Raw genomic sequence first — 24,955 nt, 5'->3', positions numbered from 1 at the left:
CTGGTATTAAATTATATTAAATCCGAAACTTATTTCTTTTTACTAAGAAGTCGTGCGAGGTCGGGGGGAAGTCCGCCTGCGCCGCCCATGCCGGGCAGCCCGCCCATCCCCGGCGGCATCGCGCCGGGCGGCAGGCCGTGCATGCCCTCCATCGCCCCGCCCAGATCTGCGCCGCCCTTGCCGCCAAACATCGCGGCCAATCCCTTCAAGCCACCCATCTTGCGGATCCGCTTCATGGCGGTCGCCATTTCCTGGTGCATCTTGATCAGCTTGTTCACATCCTGCACGGTCATGCCCGAACCCTTGGCGATACGGATTTTCCGTTTGGCGTTCAGCAATTCCGGCTTGGCCCGCTCTTTTGGCGTCATGGAGCCAATGATTGCGTCCATATGGATCAGAAGCTTATCGTTCATGCCGCTGGCATCCATCGCTGCCTTAGCCTTTTTCATGCCCGGCATCATCCCTGCCAGCGCGCCCAGGCCGCCCATCTTGGTCATCTGGCGGAACTGCATGCGAAGATCGTTCATGTCGAACTGGCCCTTGGCCATTTTCGCGGCGAGTTTGTCGGCCTCGTCCTTGTCGACGATTTCGGCCGCCCGCTCGACCAGCCCGACGACGTCGCCCATGCCAAGAATACGGCCAGCAACACGCTCGGGATTAAAGGCCTCGATCGCATCCAGCTTTTCACCGACACCGGCAAATTTGATCGGCTTGCCCGTAACGGCACGCATCGAAAGCGCCGCACCGCCGCGCGCATCGCCGTCCATACGGGTCAGCACGATACCTGTCAGATCGACCCGCTCGCCAAAATTCTTGGCGACGTTGACCGCATCCTGACCAGTCAGCGAGTCCACAACGAGCAGGATTTCCTGCGGCGTCGATACCTTCGCCACCGCCTGCATTTCGTCCATCAATTGCTGATCGACATGCAAACGCCCGGCGGTGTCGAGCAACAGCACATCAAAGCCCTGCAGCTTTGCCGCCTGCATTGCACGCTTTGCAATATCAACCGGCTGCTGCCCCAGCACGATTGGCAAGGTCGCAACTTCGGTCTGCGTTCCCAGCGTTGCAAGCTGTTCCTGCGCGGCCGGACGGTTGACGTCGAGCGACGCCATCAGGACCTTTTTGCCCTGCTTCGTCTTCAACATCTTCGCGATTTTGGCGGTCGTGGTGGTTTTACCCGAACCTTGCAGACCGACCATCATGATGATCGCCGGCGGTGCAACCGCCAGATTGAGGTCGCTCTGTTCCGCGCCCAGCATTTCGACAAGAGCGTCATTAACGATCTTGACCACCTGCTGGCCGGGCGTGACCGATTTCAGAACCGACTGGCCAACGGCCTTTTCGGTCGCCTTTTCAACAAATTCGCGAACCACAGGCAGAGCAACGTCCGCCTCCAGCAAGGCAACGCGCACTTCGCGCATTGCTTCGCGGACGTCGGCTTCGTTCAACGCACCGCGACCACGCAGGCGGTCGAACACCCCTCCTAACCGGTCGCTCAGCTTGTCAAACATGCGTCTTCCTTACCAAAATGCCCCATTCAGGGCATAAACGAACAAAAAGCCGGTGAGCGAACCTTCGCCGACCAGCCTGGAAAAGATTGATTTTCCATAATTTCAGTTGCGAACCTTCGCCCGCTTGGCGCCGCCTTAGTCGGAAAGGTAGCCAATTGCAAGATTCTTTGCGCAAACAGGCCGATCGATCCCTTTTGAACCTTATACTGAACGGAACTTAATCAAATCTTGACCTTTCCAGGTGCATGGACGTGCCCGATTGGAACGTGCAAAAGCTATGGAACAACAGCCATCTGAGGCAGAAAATATGGCATTGCCCAAAGTGACGCCAGCGGGAAAAAGCCGCAGCGTCATGTACGGTGTAGTCATGTTTGCCGCGATTGCCATGTTTGTGGCAATTGGTGGCGAGGTTGGCGCCCAAACGGTCCGTTCCATTATCGGGGTGAGCCATCAGGGTACGGACCAGGTGATGGTCACCGCTCTTTTGCTCAATATCGCGCTTATTCTGCTTATCTGGCGCCGCACGAGCGCGCTGAGCGACGAGATCGACGTGTACCGCAAGGCCGAAGTGCGCGCGCAGCATATGGCAATGACCGATCCGTTGACCAATTTGTTCAATCGCCGTGCCATCAAGGAAAAAACCGCGGAACTGAGCGCCCGGGCGTCGCGTCGCGGCAAATCCATCGCGTTCCTTATGGTCGACCTGGACGGGTTCAAAAAGGTCAACGACATTTACGGCCATGATTGTGGCGATTTCCTGCTGCGCGAGATTGCCGACCGCATGCGCGACGTCGTACCACCCAGCAGTGTGATCGCCCGTCTGGGCGGCGACGAATTCGGCATCTGCATGGTATTTGAACCCGAATATCCGGAATCGGTGGACCGCGTTGCAGAAGATCTGGTCGAGGCACTTGCCCGCCCGGTCATGATTTCTGACAGCGAACAGACGGTCACAGCATCCATTGGCATAAGCCGTCCCGAAATTGATTGTGACTCGATCGACATGCTGATCCGCCGCGCCGATATCGCGCTCTACGCGGCGAAAAAGAATGGACGAAACGGTTTCAACTGGTTTGAAAGCGGCATGGAAGTCGAATTGCGGTCGCGCAACTCGCTGGAGGGTGACATTCGTGCCGCCATTCCGAACGAAGAATTTGTGCCCTATTTCGAACAGCAGATCGATTTGAATACCGGCGAACTGGTCGGATTTGAAATGCTGGCCCGCTGGGTATCACCCGTCCGCGGCCTGATTTCACCCGATGACTTCATCCCTGTCGCAGAAGAAACGGGAATGATCGGTGACCTTTCGATGAGCATCATCCGCAAGGCCATGATCGAAGCGAAGAACTGGGACCCGAAACTGACCATTTCCGTCAATATTTCGCCTGTCCAGTTGAAGGACCCGTGGCTTGCACAAAAAATCGTGAAGCTTTTGGTGGAAACCGGCTTTCCGGCCAGCCGTCTGGAAGTGGAAATAACCGAAAGCTCGCTGTTCAAGAATCTGAGCCTCGCCCAGTCGATTGTCGGAAGCCTCAAAAATCAGGGTATCCGCATCGCGCTGGATGATTTCGGCACCGGTTACAGCTCGCTCGCCCATTTGCGCGCGCTGCCGTTTGACCGGATCAAGATCGACCGCAGTTTTGTTTCATCCATGTTCGAAAATGCCGAAAGCGCCGCGATTGTCAGTGCCATTGCCGGCCTTGGTGCAAGCCTGGACGTGCCAATCACGGCAGAAGGTATCGAGGATGAGGAAAGCATTGCCAAGCTGAAGGCTCTAGGCTGCACAAAAGGACAAGGCTGGTATTTCGGCCAGCCAATGAACATTGATCAGGTTCGCACCATATTGGCCCAAAAGGACCTGATACCCAGCCGTCGTCGCCAGAACGGTACGGAAGCGGCACGGCAGGACGACTATACGGAGCGCAAGGCGTCCTGATTGCCCATTTGTCCCGCCGGACAATGGATGAATTCTGGACTTGAGAGCACACTGCCCCTAAATCGCGCGGCATGGCGCGTGGCAATTTTCATAAAATGCATGGATTGGGCAATGATTTCGTGATCATTGATACCCGTACCTCCCCTGTGGAGATGACAGCGGCACGTGCAAAAGCGTTGGCAGACCGTAAAACCGGCGTTGGTTGCGACCAGTTGATCCTGCTTGAACCGTCCGATGTGGCAACCGTCCGGATGCGCATTTTCAATCAGGATGGCAGCGAGGTAGAATCCTGCGGCAACGCAACCCGGTGCGTGGTCTCCCTACTTGGGCAAGATGCCACAATTGAAACCGATGGCGGAAAAATTGACGGCACCTACGGTCAAAACAGCATCACCCTGCAAATGCCGCCGCCGCGTTTCGACTGGCAGGACATTCCGCTCGCATTTGCGATGGACAGCGCGGCAATGCCCATGGCCTGGGACGAACTCGCCAGCCCGATGGCGGTCAATGTCGGCAATCCGCATGCCATCTTTTTCGTTGCGAACGCAGATGCGGTCGATCTGGCCCATTTGGGACCGCAGATTGAGCATGATGCTGCCTTTCCCGAGCGCGTGAATGTCAACGTTGCGTCGATACGCAATGGGGAACTGTTTTTGCGCGTCTGGGAACGGGGTGTTGGCGAAACACGCGCCTGCGGCACCGGAGCCTGCGCCACCGCCATTGCCGCGATACGTCAGGGTAAAGTCGCATCCCCTGTGACCGTGCATCAGGCCGGTGGTGATTTGACCATTGGCTGGACACCCGGCGGTCCGATCGAGATGACCGGCGGGGCGACCTATGTTTTCATGGGCGAAGTTGACTGGGATGATTTCGGGTGAGCCAGATTGAAGTCATCAGCATGGGCTGCCGCCTCAATCTCGCTGAAAGCAATGCGCTGGCCGAACAACTGGCGGATCAGGACGATATAGTCATCGTCAACAGTTGCGCGGTGACAAATGAAGCGGTGCGCCAGACCCGCCAGGCGATCCGGCAGGCCCGCAAACGGCGTCCCGATGCCCGTATCATGGTCACCGGCTGCGCTGCGCAGGTAGAGCCCGATACATTCCGGAATATGCCCGAAGTATCGGCCATTTTTGGCAACGCCGAAAAGCAGGACCCTGCCCTGCTCAACCAGATTGTGCGGAACCCCGAACGTCCTGTCGTGGTGTCCGACATCATGACGTTGCAGCAGACGGCCCCGCATCTGGTCACCGCCTATTCGGGAAAGACCCGCGCCTTTGTCGAGGTACAGAATGGATGCGACCACCGGTGCACATTCTGCATCATACCCTTTGGACGCGGCAACAGCCGGTCGGTCCCGGCGGGCAGTGTTATCGAACATATCCGCACCCTAGTCGACAAAGGCTTTAAAGAAGTCGTTCTGACCGGCGTGGATGTCACCAGCTATGGCCCCGACCTGCCCGGCAAGGGCAATCTGGGATTGCTGGTGGAACGGATATTGAAGCTGGTTCCGGATTTGGAACGCTTGCGCCTTTCCTCCATTGACGGCGTGGAAATTGACGAGCGTCTTTTTGCCCTGCTGACAGGCGAGCCGCGTCTGATGCCGCATGTGCATCTATCTCTGCAGGCAGGCGACAATATGATCCTTAAACGGATGAAGCGCCGACATAGCCGTGAAATGGCCATTGATCTTGTGGCGCGGATGAAATCCCAGCGTCCGGAAATCGCCATAGGCGCCGACATCATTGCCGGTTTCCCAACCGAAGATGATGCAATGTTCCAGAACAGCCTTGATCTGGTCCGCCAATGCCAGATCGTGCACGGCCATATTTTCCCCTACTCGCCCAAATTGGGCACGCCCGCGGCGAAAATGCCTCAGGTTCCTGCCGCCGATATCAAGGCCCGCGCCCGGGCATTGCGGGAAGCGGTTGCAACCGAGCGCACCCAATGGCTGAACAGCCTGACAGGGTCCGTGCAGAAAATTGCGGTCGAACGAGGCGGTCGTGCTGGTCATGCGGAAAATTTTGCTTATGTGGGTCTGGACAGGCCAATGCCCGAAGGCAGCATCGTGTCGGCCCGCATTGTTGAAGTGAAGGACGGAAGTTTGCACGCAGAGGTCATTGCATGAGCGAAGAGAAGGCAGGTTGGAAAGACCGGCTGTTTGGCGGGCTCAAGAAAACATCCAGCAAACTGACCGATAATATTACAGGGTTGGTGACCAAGGCAAAGCTTGACGCCGCAGACCTTGACGAGATTGAAGATGCATTGATTGCATCGGACCTCGGCCCGGCGATGGCCGCCCAGATACGCGACAAGATTGCCACGGGCCGTTTTGACAAGGGCATCGACGCCGAAGGTATTCGCCAGATTGTCGAGGACGAGATTGCAGCCGTGCTGGCACCGGTCGCAGAGCCACTGGACATTGATGCATTCCCGCGCCCGCAAGTCATCCTTGTGATCGGGGTGAACGGATCGGGCAAGACGACGACGATAGCCAAACTCGCGCATCTTTTCCTCGAACAGGATTATGGCGTCATGCTGGCCGCAGGCGATACATTCCGTGCCGCCGCCATCGGCCAGTTGAAGGTGTGGGCAGAGCGCATCGGCGTGCCCATCGTTACCGGCCCCGAAGGAGGCGATGCCGCAGGTGTCGTGTTCGACGCGGTCAAGCGCGCCACAGCCGAAGGCATCGATGTCCTGATCGTCGATACCGCGGGTCGTTTGCAGAACAAGCGCGAGTTGATGGACGAGCTGGCCAAAATCCGGCGCGTGCTGGGCCGCCTCAACCCCGAGGCGCCCCATGATGTTGTGCTCGTCCTGGATGCGACGACGGGACAAAATGCCCTGTCGCAGATCGAGATTTTCAAGGAAGTCGCCAATGTTACCGGCCTTGTCATGACCAAGTTGGACGGCAGCGCACGCGGCGGCATTTTGGTTGCGGCGGCCAAGCAGTTCGGCCTGCCTATCCACGCCATTGGTGTGGGCGAAACCATTGATGACCTGCGCCCCTTTAACGCGCAGGATCTTGCCCGCGCGATTAGCGGCGGTGCGCAATGACATCCGAACAGACGGCAAAAAAGCCCTCCGGCCTGCTTAACTTCGCGCTCGATTTCGGTCCGCTGCTGATCTTCTTTCTGGGTTCGCGCTTCGGTCATTCCGACACCGACCCCGTGCAAGGGCCCTTGGTTGGTACCGCCGCCTTCATGGTTGCGATTGTGATCGCCATGATCGTGTCCAAGTGGAAGATCGGACGCATCTCGCCGATGATGAAGATGTCGGCGGTATTTGTGATCGGTTTCGGCGCGTTGACCCTTTGGTTCCGCGATTTCGGATTCATCCAGCATAAGGCAACGGCCGTCTATCTGCTCTTTGCGGCGATCATTCTGGTCGGCTGGCTCCGGTCGAAACCTGCTCTGAAATATCTTCTGGAACAAGCCTATGACGGACTGAGCGAGCAAGGCTGGCTCAAATTGTCGTTGAGCTGGGGCCTGTTTTTCCTGTTTCTTGCCGGCTTGAACGAGGTGATGATCCCGTTGCTGACCAGTGACCAGTATATAACGGTAAAAACCTTCGGGCTTCCGGCTCTCACCTTTTTGTTTGCCATGGCAAACATCCCCATGCTGTTGCGGCATGGTTTGAATTTGGGCGACCAAACAAAAGATGGGGGCACGCCCGGCTTGTAAGACAACCCGCGCTTGGCTAGGCTGAGGGTATAAAGACGTTCAATATAGGGGATTTGGAATGGCAAAGTTTTTTGGAAATTTGCATCTGGTGCTGGTGGCAGGCCTCATACTGGCCTTTGGCGTCATGTTTTCGGTGCACGGCGCCGATGAAGTAACCGCTCAGGCTGTCACACGCTGGCTGCACACCTTCTTCGGCATCGTCTGGATCGGGTTGCTCTATTATTTCAACTTTGTGCAGATCCCGACCATGCCGAAAATTCCCGCCGAACTGAAACCCGGCGTATCGAAGCATATTGCACCGGCGGCTCTGTTCTTCTTCCGCTGGGGCGCGGCGTTGACGGTGTTGACAGGCCTGATCGTCGCGGTTCTTGCCGGTTATGCACATCAGGCATTCACCCTGCAGTCGCCATTCAAGCTGATCGGCGTTGGCATGTGGCTGGCGGTGATCATGGCGTTCAACGTCTGGTTCATCATCTGGCCGAACCAGAAAAAGGCGCTGGGCATTGTCGAAGCCGACGATGCGACCAAGGCGAAGGCGGCAACCACCGCCATGATGACCTCGCGACTCAACACGATGCTGTCGATTCCGATGCTGTACTGCATGGTCAGCGCCAACGGCGGCTAAGTCGCCTCCGTTTAGCGGGGCATGCTAAAAAATCCCTCTCCCTAACCGGAGGGGGATTTTTTTTAATTCAGCAGGTCGTGTTTTTTCAGCGTGTGCCGTAGCTGGTCATAGCTGAGGTTGAGCGCCTTTGCGGTCTGGCGCTGGTTATAGCGGCATTTGGCGAGCGCCTGTTCCAGCACCGCCTTTTCATATTTTTCGGTCGCTTCCCGGAAATCGGTGACGTCGACCAACTGGCTGAGGTCTGTGGAATAGCGGGGTTCGGCGGTTTCCTTGTCCCTGCTGGTCGGCACATTGGTCGGCGCGGCGGCGGCGATGCCCACGCGCCACGGACTTTCGAACGGATCGAACTGGATATAGTCGACAGGCTGGCTGGGGTCGGCCCAGCGATAGACCGCGCGTTCGACAACATTGCGCAGCTCGCGCACATTGCCCGGCCACAGATAATTCTCCATCGCCCGCCGCGCCACCTCACCAAATCCCGGCCAGCCATCCCAGCCCAGCTCCGCCGCCATGCGCCGGCCGAAATAGTCGGACAGTACCTCCACATCGCCCTCCCGCACCCGCAAGGGGGGCAAGGTCACGACTTCGAAGCAGAGCCGGTCCAGCAGGTCGGCCCTGAATTTCCCCGCCTCGACCATGTTAGGCAGATGCTCGTTTGTCGCCGCCACGATGCGCACATCGACGCGGACGGGGCGCGAGGAACCGATGCGGGTAACCTCGCCATATTCGACCGCGCGCAGCAACCTTTCCTGCGCGCCCATGCTCAGCGTCCCGAGCTCGTCCAGGAACAGGGTCCCGCCATCCGCCTCTTCAAAGCGCCCCTCGCGGGCGCGAGTGGCACCGGTAAAGGCCCCTGCCTCATGCCCGAACAGCTCCGCCTCGATCAGAGTCTCCGGCAACGCCGCGCAGTTCATGGTCACCAGCGGGCCGTCCCAGCGCGAGCTGAGGCGGTGCAGACGTTCGGCGATCAATTCCTTACCCGTCCCGCGCTCACCAACCACAAGGACAGGCCGGTTCAGCGGCGCAGCCCGGCTGGCACGCTCCACCGCGTCCAGAAAGGCGGACGACTGCCCGATAAATTGATGGCTATCACGCTCCATTTTTAAAGATTGGCATATTTCACCACCTAATAGCAATATTTACTAGTCGATATGGGCGATAAATATGAAAAACTGGCTAATTTCCGCGAAAAACTGAAATTGGCACGCTCCCTGCAATACTGTTTGCAAGCCGGCAAAAGCAGGCAAAGCAAACAAAGGGAAGACCAAAATGAACACCGAACACAAAGCACAGGAAAGCTTCAAAGAAAGCGAAAGCCGTCTCTGGGTGGCCGTGGCCTTGTCCATGTCCATGATCTTCACCAGCTATGCGATTTCGGTGTTCAATCACCAGGAAGATAACCAGGTCAATGCATACACCCACTCCCAACGGCCTATCGTTGTCAGCTATCTCGCCTGACTTCGTGAGCCCGCGACCGGGGTCCCCCAGCTCCCCCCTAGCCCCGGTCGCCCCAATTTTTGAAGACACGTACAGAACAAGTCATAACCGGAGTTACCCTATGGGCATTTTTTCACGAACCCGCGACATCATCGCCGCCAATGTCACCGACTTGCTCGACAAGTCGCAAGACCCGGCAAAGATGATCCGTATGATCATCCTCGAAATGGAGGAAACTCTTGTCGAAGTCCGCGCCTCTGCCGCGCGCACGATCGCCGACCAGAAAGAACTGCGTCGCCATATCGACAAGCTGAACACTCTCGAGGCGGATTGGACGGACAAGGCGCATCTCGCGCTGTCGAAGGGACGTGAAGACCTCGCCAAGGCGGCATTGCTCGAAAAGCGCAAGGCGACCGATATGAAGGACCAGCTGACCGCTGAAGTCGATGTACTCAACGACGCCCTGAAGGCATCGGAGCAGGACATCCACAAGCTGCAGAAGAAGCTGGCCGATGCCCGCAGCCGTCAGAATGCGCTGATGACGCGCCTCGAAAGCGCGGAAAATCAGGTCAAGCTGCGCACCATGTACAATGGCGACAAGGTCCGCGAAGCCTTTTCACGCTTCGACGTTCTGGAACGCCGCGTGGATGAAGCCCAGGGTTACGCAGATGCCCTTGCCATCGGAAATGATGCGCCACGCACCCTTGGTGACGAGATTGCCGCCCTTGAATCCTTCGACGTTGTCGATGCGGAGCTCGAGGAAATGAAAAAGGCCATGAAGCAAGAATCGAAGAAGGAAGGTTAATCCCCCATGGAAGACGCAGCAATTGCCCTCGTTGTCATACCAACTATCTTTCTGGGTCTCCCTTGGTTGATCCTGCACCATGTCACCAAATGGAAAACAGCAGCCACGCTTACCAACGATGATGAGCGGATGCTGGCCGAAATGTACGAACTGGCACGCCGCCTCGAAGATCGCATGGACACGGTGGAACGTCTTGTAAGCCAGGACAATCCATCTTTCTCGCCGCGTCGCCTTACCCATGAAACAGAAGATTATACCGCAGAAAATATTCGCCGGCTGGAAAGGAACCGTTGAGATGAGCAGCAAACACACCCAATTTTATCTCGACAAGCAAAATGCCAAATGGAAGGGCGTATGCGCAGGGATCTCGGACTATACAGGTGTTGACGTTCTCTGGGTCCGTTTAGGCGCCGTCATCCTGACCCTGGCCGGCGGCTTTCCCTGGACCCTGATCGCCTATTTCGGCGCAGCATGGTTTGCAAACAAAAAGCCGATCCATCTTTATGTCGACAATGAAGACCAGAAGTTCTGGCAGGGCGTACGCCAGTCCCCTGCCCGCACGACCCGCGACATCCGTTCGCGCTTCCGCGAAATCGACAACCGCCTTGCTGACGTCGAGCTCTATTATGTGAGCAACAACAAGCAGCTCGCCGACGAAATCGAAAGCCTGCGCTAAGCCGGATTTTGGGAGGGAATAGATAATGGAAGCCGATGCATTTTTTCTGACAACATTCTTTGGAATGGGGATCGGAACCATCTGCACATTGACAATACAGTGGTACGGCCGACGCAAGGTCAAAGCAGCCCTCAAATCGGAAGGGATCGCGCCAAGCCGTCAAACCGAGTTGTTGATCAACGAAAATGAAATGATGCGGGGCCAGATGCTCCGGCTGGAAGAGCGCCTTTCGGTGATGGAACGCATCACGACAGACAACCATTTGAGCCTGAATCAAGAGCTCGAACGCCTGCGTTAAGCGGCGCGCAAAGGAGGAAAATAATGTTCACCCTGATCGTTCTCGGCCTGATTGCCTGGTTTGTTTACCGGCACTTCGCCCAGAAAAAGCGGAATGCAAACCGGCAAAACTGGCGTGTTGATTACCGCCATTCCGAAATCAAACCTGTTACCCGCCGTCTACCGTGGAAGGACATAGCATGAGCATTGGAGGGTCTTCATTTATCGTTGCGATCGTTCTGATCTGCACCGCTGGATGGATTATCAACAACTGGATCCGGGCACGTCACGGATACCCACTCGAAAACGAGTGGGGTGGCACGACGCCCAAGGTTGATGTGGATGCCGAACGTAAAATCACCCTGCTGACCAACGAGAATGAATCGCTGAACGGCAAGATCGGCAATCTGGAAGAACGCATTGCGGTTCTGGAACGTATTGTCACCGATAAGGCCGGCCGCCTTTCGGAAGAAATTGAAAAGCTGCGTTAAGCGCGAAGAGAGGAATTAGTCATGGATCCAACTTTGGTCGAAGGATTGATGCGCTTGGCAATGCCCATCACGCTCATCACCGTGGTAGGGACAGCAGGATGGGTCATAACCACCTGGTTGCGTATCAAGAACGGCTATCCGCTCGACGGTGCCTGGGGCCAGGCAGTATATCCGAAAAATGACCAGGAGGCTGTCGAACGCGTGCGCCTGCTGAGCCAGGAAAATGCCCAACTGCGCGCTGAACTCGGATCGGTGAAAGATCGCCTCGCCAACATCGAAAAGATTGTAGTCGACGACAGCCACCGCCTGACGGCCGAAATCGAAGCCCTTCGCGGCCCGTCAAATTAAGAGGTAACAATTATGGAAATCAACCCCCTCCTCATTCCAATCCTAGGGATATCCTGCGGACTATTGGCGATATTCGGCGGCGTGTTTGTCCGTCCCTGGTTCAAGCTGAAGGAGCAGCGGATGGCCATGGAAGCAGATATGATCGCGGAAAAGGCAGCCCAATATGCGAGCAAACAAGCCGTGTTGGAAGAGCGCGTCGCCGTACTGGAGCGGATCATTACCGATCAGGGCTACAGCATCGCGAAAGAAATTGAAGAGCTACGCAGCTTGCCGCCACGGCAACTCGAACCCAAACCAGATTTGAGATAACGGAGGAAAAAATGGGCCCATTTGAAATGGTGGTTGCGATCATCGCAATCGTGACGATCGGCAAGATCATCCAGACCAAGCAAAAGGCGAAGCTCGGCATTATCGAAGACGAAGATATGATGGGCAACAAAACCCAGCGTATGATCGGCAACAGCGACACCAGCGCAATGCAGGAAGAAATCCGCGCGTTGAAGGAACGCATCCAGGTTCTTGAGCGGATCGCGACCGACAACAACAGCGCCACAGATCTCAACCGTCAGATAGAGGAATTGCGTAACCGCTAATGCGGACGCGAAAAGGGAAGGAAAGGAAGGAACCATGCCACAGGATCCTAATTTCTATATCATCGTAGGTGCGTTTGCCGTCCTGTGCGTCGGTATAGTCTCCACCCTGGGTTTACGCGGCTGGCGCGACTGGATCGCGCTGAAGCACGCCGAACTCGACCTTGCACGTCAAGGAAGCGATGCACCGGTACCATCGGCCACATCGCGGATCGAAGTCGCGGACCTGAAAGAACGCGTGAAAAAGCTGGAAGCTATTGCGGCAGGGATTGATATCTGAGCCCTGCCGCCATAAGCGGGGCGCGACATGAGCGCGCTGAACGATATTTTTGAAGAATATGACTTTCTGGACGCAGACGACCGGTACCGTTTGCTGATCGATCTCGGCAAGGAACTGCCGGAAATGCCGGACGCTCTCAAGACCGACGCGACCCTTGTGCGCGGATGTTCGGCGAGCGTCTGGGTCTATCCGGTGACTGACGCGGACAAACTGTCTTTTCTGGCCGACAGCAATGCGGCCATCACCAAAGGCATCATTGCGCTTGTACTGAAAACCGTCGAAGGCAAGTCGGCCGCCGAGATCGGCCAAACAGATATTGAAGGCGCCCTCGCCCCGTTCGACCTCAAAAACCAGTTAAGCTCGAACCGGACGCAGGGCATCCCCAATATGATCGCGTTGATCCGCGAAACTGCCGCGCGCTACGCCGGTTGAACCGGTCGCAGGCCGAGCCATTGCGCCAGTGACGGAAGACGCGGCAACACCAGCCGGTCGAACAACCACAGAAGCAACAACGAGCCTGCCAGCAGCGGCAACAGCACAGCCAGCACAAACAGGATTATGACGGCACCCCGCATCTTGTGGGTTGCCGATGGCAGTGGCGGTGCGCCCAAGGAAGCCGCTGGCTTGCGCCGCCGCCACATCATGAATCCGGTGACGGTCAGGGTGATGAGTGCAACGGCGGTCAGCACGCCGATCGCCTGGTTGATCCAGCCGAACAATTGCCCTTCATGCCAGGCAATGCCATAGTTCACCGCACGGTCGATGACATGTTTGTCGGCGAACCCCTTGCGCGATACTTCTTCGCCTGTTGCCATGTCGAACATTATGGTGCGATTAAGCGGCCTGTTTTGCGCCTCCGATTTGACGGTCCAGGCCATGGGTGCAGGCGGGCCGAAACGTTCGGGCGCGCCCGGCGGCTTGACCCAGACCGGATGCGGCAGTCGTTCCGCCTCGGCCTTGCGAACCATATCCCCCAACGCCACCAGCGGAACACCGGCGGCCTGCATCTTCATCATGGCATCATGGTCATGTTCGGCATGGGGCAAAGCGGCCCCTGTTTTCCAATCCTGCGCCCCCTGCACCAGACCCAGTTCGGTACGCGCCAACCGGAATGCATCGCCCCAGACGCTCGCCCAGGGCAAACCTGTGGTCAACAGCACCAGTGCCAGACCTGACACCCAGAACCCCGTGACCGCATGCAAATCACGCAGCATAACACGCGACCCGCGTTGAAGCCGGGGCCAGACAACACCTGCCAGGCCCTGCCCGCGAGGCCACCACATATATAGGCCGGTGATGATCATGACGATGGCCCAGCACGCCGCCAGTTCCACGATCCAGTCGCCGACTTTCCCTAGAAAGAGCGATCCGTGGATACGCGACACGGTGGCCGAGATCCGCTTTTCCGGATCGACACTGCCCAGAACCTTGCCCTGCGGGGAGACATAGACATCACGCATGGACCGGCCGTCGGCAAGGCCGATGTGGATCACCGCAGCATCGCCCGCCCTTTCGGGCAGACGATAGCCGTGAAATTGCGCATCGGGATTGGCCGTCATGACGGCCTCCAACTGCGCATTGGGTGACACCGCACCGTCGGTCGGCAGGCCGGAATAGGCACGCTCCTCCCAACGATCCAGTTGCGGTTTGAACAGGTAAATTGCGCCCGTAGTCGCGAGCAAGAGCACAAGCGGCATCACAAAAAGCGAAGCGTAAAAATGCCAGCGCCAGATGGTGCGATAAAAGGATGTCGCTTCCATCATGCCCTCCCTTAAAAGCGTGCGCGAATGCCGCCATAAATGGCACGGCGTTCGACGGGGTAATAGATGACTGATGCCGGCGTTGCGAGGATTGCTGCCGAAACATCACCAATGGCCTTTTTGCCCGTCACATTGCGGGCATCGATAAACAGGTCCACGCCGTCCATAATGCGAGCGCCACCCGAAATGCCAAGCAATGTGTAGCTGGAAGTACGCGTGGTGTTACGATAGTCGGCCCATGCGCCCTGCGGCACCCATTCCAGATTGGGTGCAATGTGCAGATCGTCACTACCAATTCGCACTTCGGACCGGAGAACATGTCTGGGCACGACCGGCAGGCGGTTATTCCCATATTGGGCATCATCCACGAACCGGAAGTCCGAATATTGCCAGATTTGCCGGAAGCGAAGCCAGTCGGTTGGTTCCGCACTAAAGGCCGCCTCAATGCCTTGGTGGCGTGTCTTGTTGGCATTGAATGTCGATGCCGGAATGTCTGGACCCACCGTGAATTGCAGCATTTCCCGCTTTACCGCCGCGCGGTAGAAGGCGATGTCCCAACTGACCCAACCCGATTTGCCGCGTGTGCCGAGTTCAGCTGTCCAGGCGGTCTGTGCCTTGACCGGAACGAAGGCGGCAATTTGCGCCAGTTCCACAAAGGTAGGGAACTCGGCGGATTTGCTATAATTGGCGAAAAACTGGACGTCTTCGGAAGGTTCCCACAAAAGACCGAACTTTGGCGAGAAAGCGTTGAAAGAGGCACTGGCGGTCACTGTCGTCGGGACGATCTGTGCCTGCTTTCGGGAACCGTCGGCATAGATACCGCCAGCGACCAGTGTCAGTTGCGCAACGGGAGTGAACCTTATTTCGCCATAGATATTTGATGTGCGTGCCGTCTGGTCTGCATCAAATGTCAACGCGCCGCGTTTGCCGTTCACATTGACGAAGCGCTTCGCGTCAATCGTGCCCCACCGCGACTCCCCGCCCAAGGTCAGGCTCCAGCCTTCCCCTTCCCGGTCATAGCGTGCAAACACGCCTCTGTCGGTCGACACTTGATCGATCACCTGGAAAATGGGGTGGTACAGCTCTTTTGCGTTCAGGAACGCGCCGACATCCAGACGGCTTTGGTCCCAGTCAAACCGCGTGCGGTTCTGGATGCGGATCGAGTTGATATCACGGGCCTGATCGCCGACAAAATTTCCGGTTCGTGGCGCCGACAACGCGGTGGTTGCATTCAGCGCGCCGGGCAGCTCCTGATCCAGCGTGGTTGCACTTGCGTAAAAGCGCGTGGAAATCACGTCGGAAAGGCGCAGGCCGACATTTCCGTTAAAGCGGATGGAATCGCGCCGCGCATGCCGACGATCACCGTCATGGCTGTCGGCGCTGACCGCGGCCCAGACATTTGCCTTTTCGTCCCCTGCCCCAAAGGATGCCAGCCCGCGGTAGAAATTGAAACTTCCTACGTCGCCGCGCAGATACAGGCCCTTTGCATTATCACCGGTCGGCGTAACGCCGTTGATCGCTCCCCCCAAGGTGCCGGACCCGAAACGCAGGGCGTTGGCCCCGCGGTAGATTTCCAGATGGTCGAAAAAGATCGGCTCCAGTTCCTGAAAGTCGCCATTGTCATCTGCGAGATTGATCGGAATGCCATCCTGCAGCAGCGTCAGGCCCCGCATATGGAAACCACGCGACAGGCCTGATCCGCGGATGGAGATGCGGACCTCTTGCCCGAAGCGCGGCTGGGTATAGACGCCGGGGGAGAAAGCCAGCGTGTCGCGCAGGGAGACAACGGTTTTGTCGGCATAATCTTCGTGGCTGACAATGTCTGTGCCGCCAGGTGTCTTGGTTGCCCGCTCCTCCGCATCATCGGTTGCCGCGCGGCCGGTGACGATGATCGTAGGGTCAGCCGCTTCCTCGGCTGCGGCAGATTGAGCGAAGCTAATGCAAAGGGCGCATGCCGACGTGGCACGCAAAAAGCTTATGTATTTCATGTATAATTCCTAAATCTAAACGGGAGAAAGGCCGCAAAGCAGCCCTGAGGTTTAGATGTAGGACGGTGGACCTATGGCAGGAGGCGGCGGTGCGGCGAGGCCTTGGCCGACCGAAATCTCGCGTATTGCGAAGACGGGAACCGCCGTGGCAACCGGCGGCATGGCGACAAAGACTGTGTCGGCAGGCGCATCGCCGGCCATCGCGGCACCTGCAAAGGCGCAGGGCTGATGCTCGACCGATTTACCCTTGGCCGGGTCTTCTTTGTGCAGTTTGCCGGATTTGTCCATCCAGACCGTCTGCGTGTCCATGCCGGTACAGATGGTGAGCGCAAAACCGCGCTCGCTCGACGGCATGAAACCCGCAGGCAAGACAATGCGTACCGCCAGCGCCAGCACAATTAGCGCAGACGCCAGATTCCGGAAAGGGGTAAAGGTACGAATCACGCGGGCCCTATGCGCCTGCCTGTTTGGGCGTGCAAGCCCCTAACCCTTCCACTCCCGACGTTCTTCGGCAACGCGCAGGACATCATATGCCGCTTGCCCGGCCTGGAAAGCCTTGGCCGCATCGGCGTTACCGGGGTTCACGTCGGGGTGGGTTTCCTTGGCAATTTTTCGCCAGGCTTTCTTGGCGTCTTCGAACGTGGAATCGCTGTCGAGCCCCAAAATGTCGAGCGCACGCATCTCGTCGCGAGTCCGGCTGCCATCGCCCGAGCCGGCCCAGCCATAATGGGCGGATTCCTTATAGCCGGATGCATCGCGCCGTTCATTGGCTTCGCGCTGCTCGGCCTCTTCTTTGGTCAGACCTTCGAAATAGTCCCAGCCACGGTTATATTCGGCAGCATGTTCCTCACAGAACATCCAGCGGTCCGGGCTGTTGGGCGATTTGGGTGCCGGGCAATTGCCCGCCTTGGTACAGCCGTGCCGGTCGCAAAGCCGAACCTCCTGCGCTTCGCTGCTGCTGCCATAGCCGCGCCAGCGGGGAAATCCCCAGTCATTTTTTCGCGTGGATCGAACCATGCCGCCGACTTAGCGACGGCATGGCGATATTGCTAGAGCACTATATGCTTTTTATGCACCGGTGAGCGCGCCGCTCATCATGCCGGCACTGAAAAATGTGGAGAAAAGCAGGCCGACAATCACGCCCGACACGATCAGCGAGAGCACGATGTAGATAAGCACAATCACCACAGTGAAACCCGCCACCTTTTCTTTGGGCACGCCGAGTACGGGCTGAAGCCCCAAATAGATGAGATAAACGACATAAGCGATCGCAGCGAGCGATATGAGTCCGCCCAATAACGGTATCCAGCTTACCAGGCCAGCCACCCAGGTCGGCGTCGACGCATAGGTCATCAACTTGGTCGACTGCACAACGTCCGATTTGCCATTAAAGTGGGGCGAAACGGCGTTGACGATGATGCTCATGACATAAAGTGTGACTAGGGACAGCACATAACCAATGACCGCCATGGTGGTAATGGCGCTGACGCCCATCGCCATCATGCCCCCGCCCATGCCGCCAAGTCCGGCCGCAGTGATACCGAAAACGCCGGTAAACAAAATTGCTGCCACAAGCGGAATTGCCGCCAGGATCATGGCATAGCCTGTGAAAAGCCCGCCCACCGTGGCAGGTTCGTCCGCGACGACATTCCACTCTTCAGCGGGCTTCAATATCATATTCTTTGCACGATCAACTAACGACATGGTCTTACCCCTCCGGAAAATTGGCCTCTTGTGTCGATAAGAACCATAATCAATAGGATAAGTAAATGTGACGTAAGCGTAAACGGGAGGGACTATGGCGCTGGTTTCAAGGATTTTGGTTGGATTGATTGGTATCATGGCGCTTCTGGGCGTGGGGCCACACTGGTTCCGGCTACAGCATTTGCCCGTTGAGCGGGGCATGCAGGCACTGGGCGATATAGGCCGCGCCAATGTTCGTGCCGATGTCGGCGGCCTGTTCCTGGCGATTGCCCTGTTCGCATTCATCGCGGCTGCAAAGCAGAGCAGGACATGGGCGTTGGCGGCGATGCTGCTTGTCGGAAGTGCGTTGGTTGGCCGTTTTGTCAGTCTTGCAATTGACGGTTTCGGACCGCGAGTCGGTGCGCCGATCGCAATCGAGGCCGGGGTGGTCGCCATCTTTGCGCTGGCCTATTGGTCATGGGGTAAAAAGCCAGAGGGTCTATAAGCCGGGTTTTGTCCATCGCCCGAAGGCGATTGTGCGACCATTCATCTAGGCGGAACATTGCTGCGCCGCTCATGCAACCAACCCGGGCGACTGGCAGGAGGATGCCATGTGCCGCCCCTATTCGGTTTTGCTCCCGGTGGGGTTTGCCGTGCCGTTCCTGTTACCAGCAACGCGGTGCGCTCTTACCGCACCATTTCGACCTTACCGCATCGAAATGCGGAGGTATGATTTCTGTGGCACTTTCCCTTGAGTTACCTCAGCCGGACGTTATCCGGCACCGTTCCTCGCTGGAGCCCGGACTTTCCTCCCCGACACAGTTACCCGTGAAGCGGCGGTCGCCCGACCCTCTGGCCCGGTCTATGTAGCACTGCCGCTTTCATAGGCCAAGAGCAGGCTCCACAATATTGCGCGGCTTTCACCGTCGATCACCCCATCGATATTTTCCTGCCGGAAACGGCGCTGGAATGCGACCACGGCGGCACGGCCATCGGCGACGCTATAGCCATAACGTTCCAGCGCAAGAAGGAACGCAGCGTCGGTCCAGCCGGGATCAACCAGTTTCTCGGTCGGTCGCGGCACTGCAAGGCCCAGTTTCGCCAATCGGCCCCAGTCAAACAACTCACCCGGGTCTTCCTTGCGCGTAGGGGCAACATCGCTGTGGCCCACAACATTGCGGGGTTCGATACCATAGGTTTTAATAAGTTCGGCGACGAGCCGTGTGACCGTATCCATCTGCGCTTCGGGAAATGGGCGATAGCCAAATTCATGGCCCGGATTGACAATCTCTATACCGATACTCGCGCTGTTGCAGTCCGTAATCCCCCTCCAATAGGATATACCGGCATGCTGCGCGCGCTGTTCTTCACGAACCATGTGGATCAGTTGCCCGTCTTCATCGACTACATAATGGGCCGAAACCTTGGATGCCGGATTGGCAAGCCAGTCAATCGCGGCGGCACCCGTCGGCATGCCGGTATAGTGCAGAACCAGCATCGTGATGGGCAAGGTACGTTCGCCAAAGTTAGGCGATGGGTTCCAGATCATGGTCATGCGCCATGCATAGGCAAAGCCGAGGACTGGCGCAATATCAGCCGAAACGGCGTTGCGCGAGCAGGCTTTGTGTCGCAGCGCGGGTGACAGGTTCGTAAAATCCGCGAAACTCTGCGCTCGATTTGAATTTTTCTGTCTGGCCAATGACGGTTTCCGCCGCACCGAGCATCAAAATGCCGTCATCGGCGATACGCGACGCAATGGCGTCCAGCACTTGCACGCGTTTTTCCTCACCCAGATACATCAGCATATTGCGGCAAAGGATGATGTCGAATTTGCCGAAATGCGGCGCCGGTTGCAGCATATTATGTTCGGAGAAGGTCACGGCACGCCGCAAAGTGTCTTTGGCAACCCAGTCTTCTAAATCCTGGTCGAAGTAACGCAGCATCTGCATCACCGGCAATCCACGCTGGATTTCAAATTGGGAATAGCGCCCTGCCCGCGCCTGCGCGAGGGCCGAGGTCGAAATGTCGGTGGCCATGATCTGGATTGTCCATCCGCGCCACTTTTCCGCATTTTCCTGAATGGCCATTGCCAGCGAATAAGGCTCCTGTCCCGTCGAACAGGCCGCCGACCAAATACGCAGCTTTTTGGTCGCCATGCGTTGTTCGCGGAGCATATCCAGCACCGGACCCGTCAAGAGGGCGAAATTTGCCTGATCCCGGAAAAAGCAAGTTTCGTTATTGATCATGGCTTCTACGCAGGCACTGGTCAATTTGGGGTCCGCATCTATTTCAATAAGGGCAATCAGCGTATCGAGATCGGGAATCGAATTCTCGCGCATCAGCGGTTTCAGCGCCATGTCGATGCGCCAGTGCCGGTTGGCCATCAGCGTTTGCCCGGTATGTTTTTCCAGAAGCGCCGAAAGGGTCGCATAAGCTTTAGGCTGCGTCGTACTCATGCCGCTTTCGCAATTCGGCCGAGCAACTCGGTCATCTCATGTGGGGCCAGAATGGCGCTGGCAAAACCATTTTTGGCGACGGCGCCCGGCATGCCCCATACCACGGATGTTTCCACATCCTGCACAAGGGTCGTTCCGCCAACTTCGATGATATCTTCAGCACCGCTCGCACCATCATTGCCCATCCCACTGAAAACAATGCCGAGGCAACCCGCACCATAAACACGTGCAAGCGACTGGAACATGGCGTCAACCGACGGGCAGTAGCGGCTTTCGCTGTACTCTTCGAGCCTATCCAGTATCACGCCATTCCGCTCGCGACGGCAGACAAGATGCGCATCACCTGGCGCAATATAGATATGCCCGTTCCGCACCGGATCTTTCGGTGTCGCAACCGAAACCTGACGATCCGTCAGTCCGCCCAGTTGCCGCGCAAAAAAATGCATGAAGGCGTCGGGCAAATGCTGTGTGATGAATATCGGGCAATCCAATGCAGGATCGAGATTGCGAATGATTTCGTAGATCGGCGGAATGCCACCTGTAGATGCACCTATTGCGATGCATTTCGGCCGGACAATCTGCTGATATTCCACCGCCATCTTTGCGGTAACCATCGCTTCACTGCGGTTATGCTGGCGCGCGGTCCGGCCTAGGCGGACGACTTTATCAATCAATATTTCGGAAAAGCGTCCCGAAAATCCGGATCGCCCCGGCTTTGCCAGTGTGTCGCACGCCCCCAGCGCCAGGGCATTCAGGGCGGCAGGGCCGTTTTCTTCGGCAAATGCCGAAACAACCAGAACACGCGCACCGTTCGACTTGTCCAGAATATCGGGCAACGCATCGAGACCCGAGCGCTTGGGCATTTCGATATCGAGCAGGATGATGTCGACATCCTTGCTTTCCAGATGGTCAAGCGCCGCATCGCTATCGGGCGCTTCGCATACTATCTCGATATGCTGATGCTGACCAAGAACGCGCGAGAAAATGGAACGGGCCACCACACTGTCGTCCACGAGCATGACGCGGATAGGCGCCACATCCGGGCCCGGCGTTACACCGGATAGTTGGTGCGTGACCGTCACCCCCAGCAGCCTCTATATGCAGCCGACGATTTGCAGCTTGGCTTCAAGCGTTTCACGATCGAACGGTTTCATCACATATTCGTCGGCGCCGGCTTCAATCGCCGCCTTGATATGCCCGATGCCATTTTCGGTCGTGCAGAAGATGACCTTTGCCATAGGTGCCGCAACCGATGAGCGGTAGGCACGCAGAAAATCCATGCCACTCATGATCGGCATATTCCAGTCGAGCAGGATAACGTCTGGCGTGGTTTGCGCACAATGGTCGAGCGCTTCCTTGCCGTCAGCAGCTTCGGCCACGTCAAATTGCATGGTTTCAAGTATATGCCGCGCAACCTTGCGGATTACCTTGCTATCATCGACTATCAAACAGGATTTCATCTATAGTCCACCTTCATTCTGATCCGGCCCTGACCTTATCGGTCGGTCGTTATCGACACGTTAATTTCCCTTCATGTCGGCGAATTTCTGCACCGCTCAAGCAGCCATCAATTGTTCGCGCGTAACCAGCCGCGCCGGGTCGAGTATCATGACAAGCTGGTCCCCTACTTCGACCGTTTCCGACACAATCGATTGCCACTGGCCATCCGGCTGGATGCATTGCTGGATCTTATCCGCAGACAGCGGCACCACATCCTCCACTTTGTCGACTGCCAGGCCGTAATGATGGCCTACAATTTCGACCACGACCGCCAGACATCCGCGCTGAAGCGTGCGGCGTTCGCCTGTCACGAGATATTGGCTGTCGATCAGCGTCAGCACCCGGCTACGCAAAGCGAAAAGACCCGCAACGCGCGGATCGCAATGGGGCACCGGGATCACGTCCGGTACATTTACGATAGATTCGATCTGGTCGCTGTTGATGGCAACACGACAACCGTGAATATGGGCGATCAAAAACAGGCTGGGCATCACGCGACTCCTGCTAATTTGGCTTCAATGGCGGATAACAGGCCGATACGGTCGTACCGGTATATGCTGGACCGGGCGTCCGGTTTTACGTGCACCGTGTCGCGCAACAGCAATAGGCGCGCATCGTCAGCATAGGCTGCGGCTTCCTGATGCGTTCGGCTCAAGACGATTGCGGCCTGATGGCGATCTTGCTCGTCGAAACTGACTGCATAACCTGATGCTGTCAGTAGCGGCGCCAATATCCGTTTCTCCCACTCCGCATCGCCAGCGCTGCCAATATAGCAGAGCGGTCGTGCCGAAACGTCCCGCGTTGCGCTCCCCTCCATTTCAAAATATTGAAATATATTGACAAGTTCTACCGACTTACCGAGCGCGGACACCACGCCTTCACATTTTTCCGGATGGGCGCTTGGATAAATTTCTTCGTCCAGCGTGAAGATATCCAGGACATCGTCCACTGCCATATATTTGGTGGAAGTACCGTCGGTCAGACGCAGTGCCTTGACCTGCCCCTCGGCCGGGATATCAGCCAGCTCGCAAATATCGAACAGGCTTTCACCGATTTTTGCGCGCATCTTGCCACCGACAAATTCGATCTGATCAGCATCGATATCTTCGATGCGGTCGACGACATTCAGACGCACCGCACGCTGCGCTCCGTCCGTTGCGATGAACAGCAAGGCGGAGGGTCGTTTCGCTTCCTTAACCGCATATTCCGCGACGTCGTCGGTTCTATTGTCTTCGGTCTGCTCAATACCAATCGCTGCGCCCAAGCCGCTTGCATCCAGCAAAAGCATTGGCCGGCCATTATCAGGCAACGTCGTTCCCGCATAAAGACCGGTTTCCATGATGATCGGGGCGCCCGGCTTAACCACCAATTCCTCGGTATCGATCACATTTTCGACATCGAGCACATAGGTGGTGCCAACGGCAGGGCGGATGAGGACCAGTGTCCGGCCCGTCATCACGCTGTCCGTCGACTCGGCGATGCCGAGCAGTTTTTCGAGTTTCGCATATGGGTAGCGTTCGCCACGGATGTGCGCGATCTGTGCGCCGCCCAGTTCTTCAATGGATACATTCTTGTTTGTCGTGGACAGGATTTCGACAATGGAATTGCGCGAAATCCCGAAAAACTGGTTGCCCGCTTTAATCGTCAGCCCTGCGATGATCGATAGCGTCAAGGGCAGCCGCAGCGTCATTTTGAGGCCGAGCCCCTCATAATTCTCCAGATCAACGGTTCCGCCGATGGCTTGCAGATTGCTTTTGACAACGTCCATTCCGACACCGCGACCCGAAATGGCGGTTACGGAATCCGCTGTTGACAGACCGGGAATGAAAATGGTGCCGAGTTGCGCCTTCTCCGGCATTTTCTGCCATTCCGCAGCGCTGACAATTTTCGCGGAAACGGCCCGTGTGCCGAGCTTCTCAAGGTTGATACCGCGGCCGTCGTCTATGATCTCGATCAGGATCTGGTTGCCCGACTGGCGCGCGACGATGCGGATATGGCCAACGGGATCTTTCCCGGCGGCGATACGTTCGTCGGCATGTTCAATGCCATGATCGACCGCATTGCGCAGGATATGGGTGAGCGGATCGCGCAATGCTTCCACCATTTCACGGTCGACTTCGACCTCGCTTCCGTCAATCCGCAGTTCGACCTCTTTGCCGAGCTCCAGCGAAATATCCCGCAGCAAACGGGGCAAGGACGAAAACAGGCGGTCAATATTCTGCATGCGCATCAGTCCGACCGCATCGCGCATTTCGGCAACCGAGGCGGACAGGCGGGCGAAGGCCAGGTCGACTTCTGCACCTGCCTGGGATTTTCGTAGCTGGCGCGATACTTCGTTGCGGGCCAATACCATGTCTGACACGCCATTCATCAGCCGGTCGAGCAGGCTGAGCGATACGCGGACCGACCGCGCCTTTGACCGTGTGCCGGCTGCGTCGTCATCCATATCGGCAGGCGCACCCTCTTCGCCCGATAGCGATGGCGTCGCATTGCCGGAATGCGTTGGCAGGAATTCGTGCATGGCGTCGATCAGGTCGCCATCATCGTCATACACTGCGCGACCCGATTCCAGCGCTTCGGTCAGCGCCGCAATGCGGTCGACGACGGCGAGGATAGCAGACACGAGCGCGGGAGAGGCGACGATCAGGCCATCACGGGCGCAGCTCAGAACATCTTCTGCAGCATGGCTCAGCCGCAGCAAACGGGGCAGATCGAGAAAGCCGCAGCTCCCCTTCACGGTATGGACAAAGCGGAAAACGCTGTCGATCAGAGCGCGATCTTGCGGGGTCTTTTCCCATTGAACCAACTGACCGGCCAACGCCTCAAGCGTTTCGCGCGTTTCAGCGATAAATTCGTCCAGCAGTTCGTCCATTTATCCAGCCTCGATAAGCGAAGCTGGAGATGTGC

31 protein-coding genes and 1 other RNA gene are annotated in these 24,955 nt (G+C 57.2%); 18 read left to right on the top strand and 14 right to left on the bottom strand.

Annotation, left to right across the window (positions count from 1 at the left end; all coding sequences use genetic code 11):
- Positions 1-29: 29 nt before the first annotated feature.
- Complete coding sequence (gene ffh, locus FOM92_RS03135; RefSeq protein ID WP_143775322.1) at positions 30-1,514, bottom strand: signal recognition particle protein; 1,485 nt, start codon at positions 1,512-1,514, stop codon at positions 30-32.
- A 307-nt stretch (positions 1,515-1,821) separates the two neighbouring features.
- Between ffh and FOM92_RS03130 the strand changes: the two genes are divergently transcribed.
- The 6 genes from FOM92_RS03130 (at position 1,822) to FOM92_RS03105 (ending at position 7,758) form a co-directional block, all read left to right on the top strand.
- Positions 1,822-3,450, top strand: a complete 1,629-nt coding sequence (locus tag FOM92_RS03130) for a putative bifunctional diguanylate cyclase/phosphodiesterase (protein ID WP_143775321.1) — start codon at positions 1,822-1,824, stop codon at positions 3,448-3,450.
- 71 nt (positions 3,451-3,521) lie between these two features.
- Complete coding sequence (dapF, locus tag FOM92_RS03125) at positions 3,522-4,328, top strand: diaminopimelate epimerase (protein WP_143775320.1); 807 nt, start codon at positions 3,522-3,524, stop codon at positions 4,326-4,328.
- Positions 4,325-5,578 carry a tRNA (N(6)-L-threonylcarbamoyladenosine(37)-C(2))-methylthiotransferase MtaB gene (mtaB, locus tag FOM92_RS03120; RefSeq protein WP_143775319.1) on the top strand — a complete coding sequence of 418 codons (1,254 nt, stop codon included), beginning with the start codon at positions 4,325-4,327 and terminating at the stop codon, positions 5,576-5,578. Before dapF ends, mtaB begins: the two co-directional genes overlap by 4 nt.
- The gene (ftsY, locus tag FOM92_RS03115; protein WP_143775318.1) at positions 5,575-6,507 is read left to right on the top strand and encodes a signal recognition particle-docking protein FtsY; all 933 of its coding nucleotides are present in this window, start codon (positions 5,575-5,577) and stop codon (positions 6,505-6,507) included. Before mtaB ends, ftsY begins: the two co-directional genes overlap by 4 nt.
- Positions 6,504-7,133, top strand: a complete 630-nt coding sequence (locus tag FOM92_RS03110) for an inner membrane-spanning protein YciB (RefSeq protein WP_143775317.1) — start codon at positions 6,504-6,506, stop codon at positions 7,131-7,133. The genes ftsY and FOM92_RS03110 overlap by 4 nt, the downstream gene beginning before the upstream one ends.
- 58 nt (positions 7,134-7,191) lie before the next feature.
- Entirely contained in the window at positions 7,192-7,758 is a 567-nt protein-coding gene (locus FOM92_RS03105; RefSeq protein ID WP_143775316.1) for a urate hydroxylase PuuD, read from the top strand.
- A 62-nt stretch (positions 7,759-7,820) separates the two neighbouring features.
- Here the strand turns inward: FOM92_RS03105 and pspF are convergent, their stop codons facing one another.
- Positions 7,821-8,858: a phage shock protein operon transcriptional activator gene (gene pspF / locus FOM92_RS03100; RefSeq protein ID WP_143775315.1), complete on the bottom strand. Its 1,038-nt coding sequence runs from the start codon at positions 8,856-8,858 to the stop codon at positions 7,821-7,823.
- Between the two features lie 169 nt (positions 8,859-9,027).
- Between pspF and FOM92_RS03095 the strand changes: the two genes are divergently transcribed.
- From FOM92_RS03095 to FOM92_RS03045, 12 genes are all read left to right on the top strand, one after another.
- Positions 9,028-9,216 carry a hypothetical protein gene (locus tag FOM92_RS03095; protein WP_143775314.1) on the top strand — a complete coding sequence of 63 codons (189 nt, stop codon included), beginning with the start codon at positions 9,028-9,030 and terminating at the stop codon, positions 9,214-9,216.
- A 100-nt stretch (positions 9,217-9,316) separates the two neighbouring features.
- On the top strand, positions 9,317-10,000 hold the full coding sequence (gene pspA / locus FOM92_RS03090; protein WP_143775313.1) for a phage shock protein PspA: 684 nt from the start codon (positions 9,317-9,319) through the stop codon (positions 9,998-10,000).
- Positions 10,001-10,006: 6 nt separating this feature from the next.
- Entirely contained in the window at positions 10,007-10,294 is a 288-nt protein-coding gene (gene pspB, locus FOM92_RS03085) for an envelope stress response membrane protein PspB (RefSeq protein ID WP_143775312.1), read from the top strand.
- A gap of 1 nt (position 10,295) precedes the next feature.
- Positions 10,296-10,676, top strand: coding sequence for an envelope stress response membrane protein PspC (gene pspC / locus FOM92_RS03080; protein ID WP_143775311.1), 381 nt, complete (start codon positions 10,296-10,298; stop codon positions 10,674-10,676).
- Positions 10,677-10,701: 25 nt separating this feature from the next.
- Positions 10,702-10,974: a hypothetical protein gene (locus FOM92_RS03075; RefSeq protein WP_143775310.1), complete on the top strand. Its 273-nt coding sequence runs from the start codon at positions 10,702-10,704 to the stop codon at positions 10,972-10,974.
- 23 nt (positions 10,975-10,997) lie between these two features.
- Positions 10,998-11,156 carry a hypothetical protein gene (locus FOM92_RS15900; protein ID WP_170226774.1) on the top strand — a complete coding sequence of 53 codons (159 nt, stop codon included), beginning with the start codon at positions 10,998-11,000 and terminating at the stop codon, positions 11,154-11,156.
- The gene (locus FOM92_RS03070) at positions 11,153-11,443 is read left to right on the top strand and encodes a hypothetical protein (protein ID WP_143775309.1); all 291 of its coding nucleotides are present in this window, start codon (positions 11,153-11,155) and stop codon (positions 11,441-11,443) included. Before FOM92_RS15900 ends, FOM92_RS03070 begins: the two co-directional genes overlap by 4 nt.
- A gap of 48 nt (positions 11,444-11,491) precedes the next feature.
- Positions 11,492-11,791, top strand: coding sequence for a hypothetical protein (locus tag FOM92_RS03065; RefSeq protein ID WP_143776292.1), 300 nt, complete (start codon positions 11,492-11,494; stop codon positions 11,789-11,791).
- Between the two features lie 12 nt (positions 11,792-11,803).
- Positions 11,804-12,100, top strand: coding sequence for a hypothetical protein (locus FOM92_RS03060; RefSeq protein WP_211347342.1), 297 nt, complete (start codon positions 11,804-11,806; stop codon positions 12,098-12,100).
- An 11-nt stretch (positions 12,101-12,111) separates the two neighbouring features.
- Complete coding sequence (locus FOM92_RS03055) at positions 12,112-12,384, top strand: hypothetical protein (RefSeq protein WP_143775308.1); 273 nt, start codon at positions 12,112-12,114, stop codon at positions 12,382-12,384.
- A 34-nt stretch (positions 12,385-12,418) separates the two neighbouring features.
- Positions 12,419-12,661, top strand: coding sequence for a hypothetical protein (locus FOM92_RS03050; protein WP_143775307.1), 243 nt, complete (start codon positions 12,419-12,421; stop codon positions 12,659-12,661).
- 27 nt (positions 12,662-12,688) lie between these two features.
- Positions 12,689-13,093 (top strand): SufE family protein, encoded by a 405-nt coding sequence (locus FOM92_RS03045; protein ID WP_143775306.1) that lies wholly within the window; start codon positions 12,689-12,691, stop codon positions 13,091-13,093.
- Here the strand turns inward: FOM92_RS03045 and FOM92_RS03040 are convergent.
- The 12 genes from FOM92_RS03040 to FOM92_RS02985 form a co-directional block, all read right to left on the bottom strand.
- Complete coding sequence (locus FOM92_RS03040) at positions 13,081-14,424, bottom strand: PepSY-associated TM helix domain-containing protein (protein WP_143775305.1); 1,344 nt, start codon at positions 14,422-14,424, stop codon at positions 13,081-13,083. The two genes, FOM92_RS03045 and FOM92_RS03040, sit on opposite strands and share 13 nt — an antisense overlap.
- An 8-nt stretch (positions 14,425-14,432) precedes the next feature.
- The gene (locus tag FOM92_RS03035) at positions 14,433-16,409 is read right to left on the bottom strand and encodes a TonB-dependent receptor family protein (protein WP_143775304.1); all 1,977 of its coding nucleotides are present in this window, start codon (positions 16,407-16,409) and stop codon (positions 14,433-14,435) included.
- A 51-nt stretch (positions 16,410-16,460) separates the two neighbouring features.
- On the bottom strand, positions 16,461-16,853 hold the full coding sequence (locus FOM92_RS03030; protein ID WP_143775303.1) for a hypothetical protein: 393 nt from the start codon (positions 16,851-16,853) through the stop codon (positions 16,461-16,463).
- Positions 16,854-16,892: 39 nt separating this feature from the next.
- Positions 16,893-17,426: a J domain-containing protein gene (locus FOM92_RS03025; RefSeq protein ID WP_143775302.1), complete on the bottom strand. Its 534-nt coding sequence runs from the start codon at positions 17,424-17,426 to the stop codon at positions 16,893-16,895.
- Positions 17,427-17,477: 51 nt separating this feature from the next.
- A complete protein-coding gene (locus FOM92_RS15895; RefSeq protein ID WP_170226773.1) occupies positions 17,478-18,113 on the bottom strand; it encodes a Yip1 family protein in 636 nt (211 codons plus the stop codon).
- Between the two features lie 465 nt (positions 18,114-18,578).
- Positions 18,579-18,948: RNase P RNA component class A (gene rnpB, locus FOM92_RS03015), an RNA gene on the bottom strand.
- 6 nt (positions 18,949-18,954) lie between these two features.
- Positions 18,955-19,647 carry an N-acetylmuramoyl-L-alanine amidase gene (locus FOM92_RS03010; protein ID WP_143775300.1) on the bottom strand — a complete coding sequence of 231 codons (693 nt, stop codon included), beginning with the start codon at positions 19,645-19,647 and terminating at the stop codon, positions 18,955-18,957.
- Positions 19,648-19,684: 37 nt separating this feature from the next.
- Complete coding sequence (locus FOM92_RS03005; protein WP_143775299.1) at positions 19,685-20,548, bottom strand: CheR family methyltransferase; 864 nt, start codon at positions 20,546-20,548, stop codon at positions 19,685-19,687.
- Entirely contained in the window at positions 20,545-21,630 is a 1,086-nt protein-coding gene (gene cheB, locus FOM92_RS03000; RefSeq protein ID WP_143775298.1) for a chemotaxis-specific protein-glutamate methyltransferase CheB, read from the bottom strand. The genes FOM92_RS03005 and cheB overlap by 4 nt, the downstream gene beginning before the upstream one ends.
- Positions 21,631-21,642: 12 nt before the next feature.
- Complete coding sequence (locus FOM92_RS02995; RefSeq protein ID WP_143775297.1) at positions 21,643-22,008, bottom strand: response regulator; 366 nt, start codon at positions 22,006-22,008, stop codon at positions 21,643-21,645.
- Between the two features lie 96 nt (positions 22,009-22,104).
- Positions 22,105-22,539, bottom strand: a complete 435-nt coding sequence (locus FOM92_RS02990) for a chemotaxis protein CheW (RefSeq protein WP_143775296.1) — start codon at positions 22,537-22,539, stop codon at positions 22,105-22,107.
- Positions 22,539-24,920, bottom strand: a complete 2,382-nt coding sequence (locus FOM92_RS02985; protein ID WP_143775295.1) for a chemotaxis protein CheA — start codon at positions 24,918-24,920, stop codon at positions 22,539-22,541. The genes FOM92_RS02990 and FOM92_RS02985 overlap by 1 nt, the downstream gene beginning before the upstream one ends.
- Between the last annotated feature and the right edge of the window lie 35 nt (positions 24,921-24,955).

This window comes from Sphingorhabdus contaminans, from assembly GCF_007280415.1.
Lineage (GTDB): Bacteria > Pseudomonadota > Alphaproteobacteria > Sphingomonadales > Sphingomonadaceae > Sphingorhabdus_B > Sphingorhabdus_B contaminans.
This window is presented reverse-complemented; position numbering and strand designations above follow the sequence as displayed.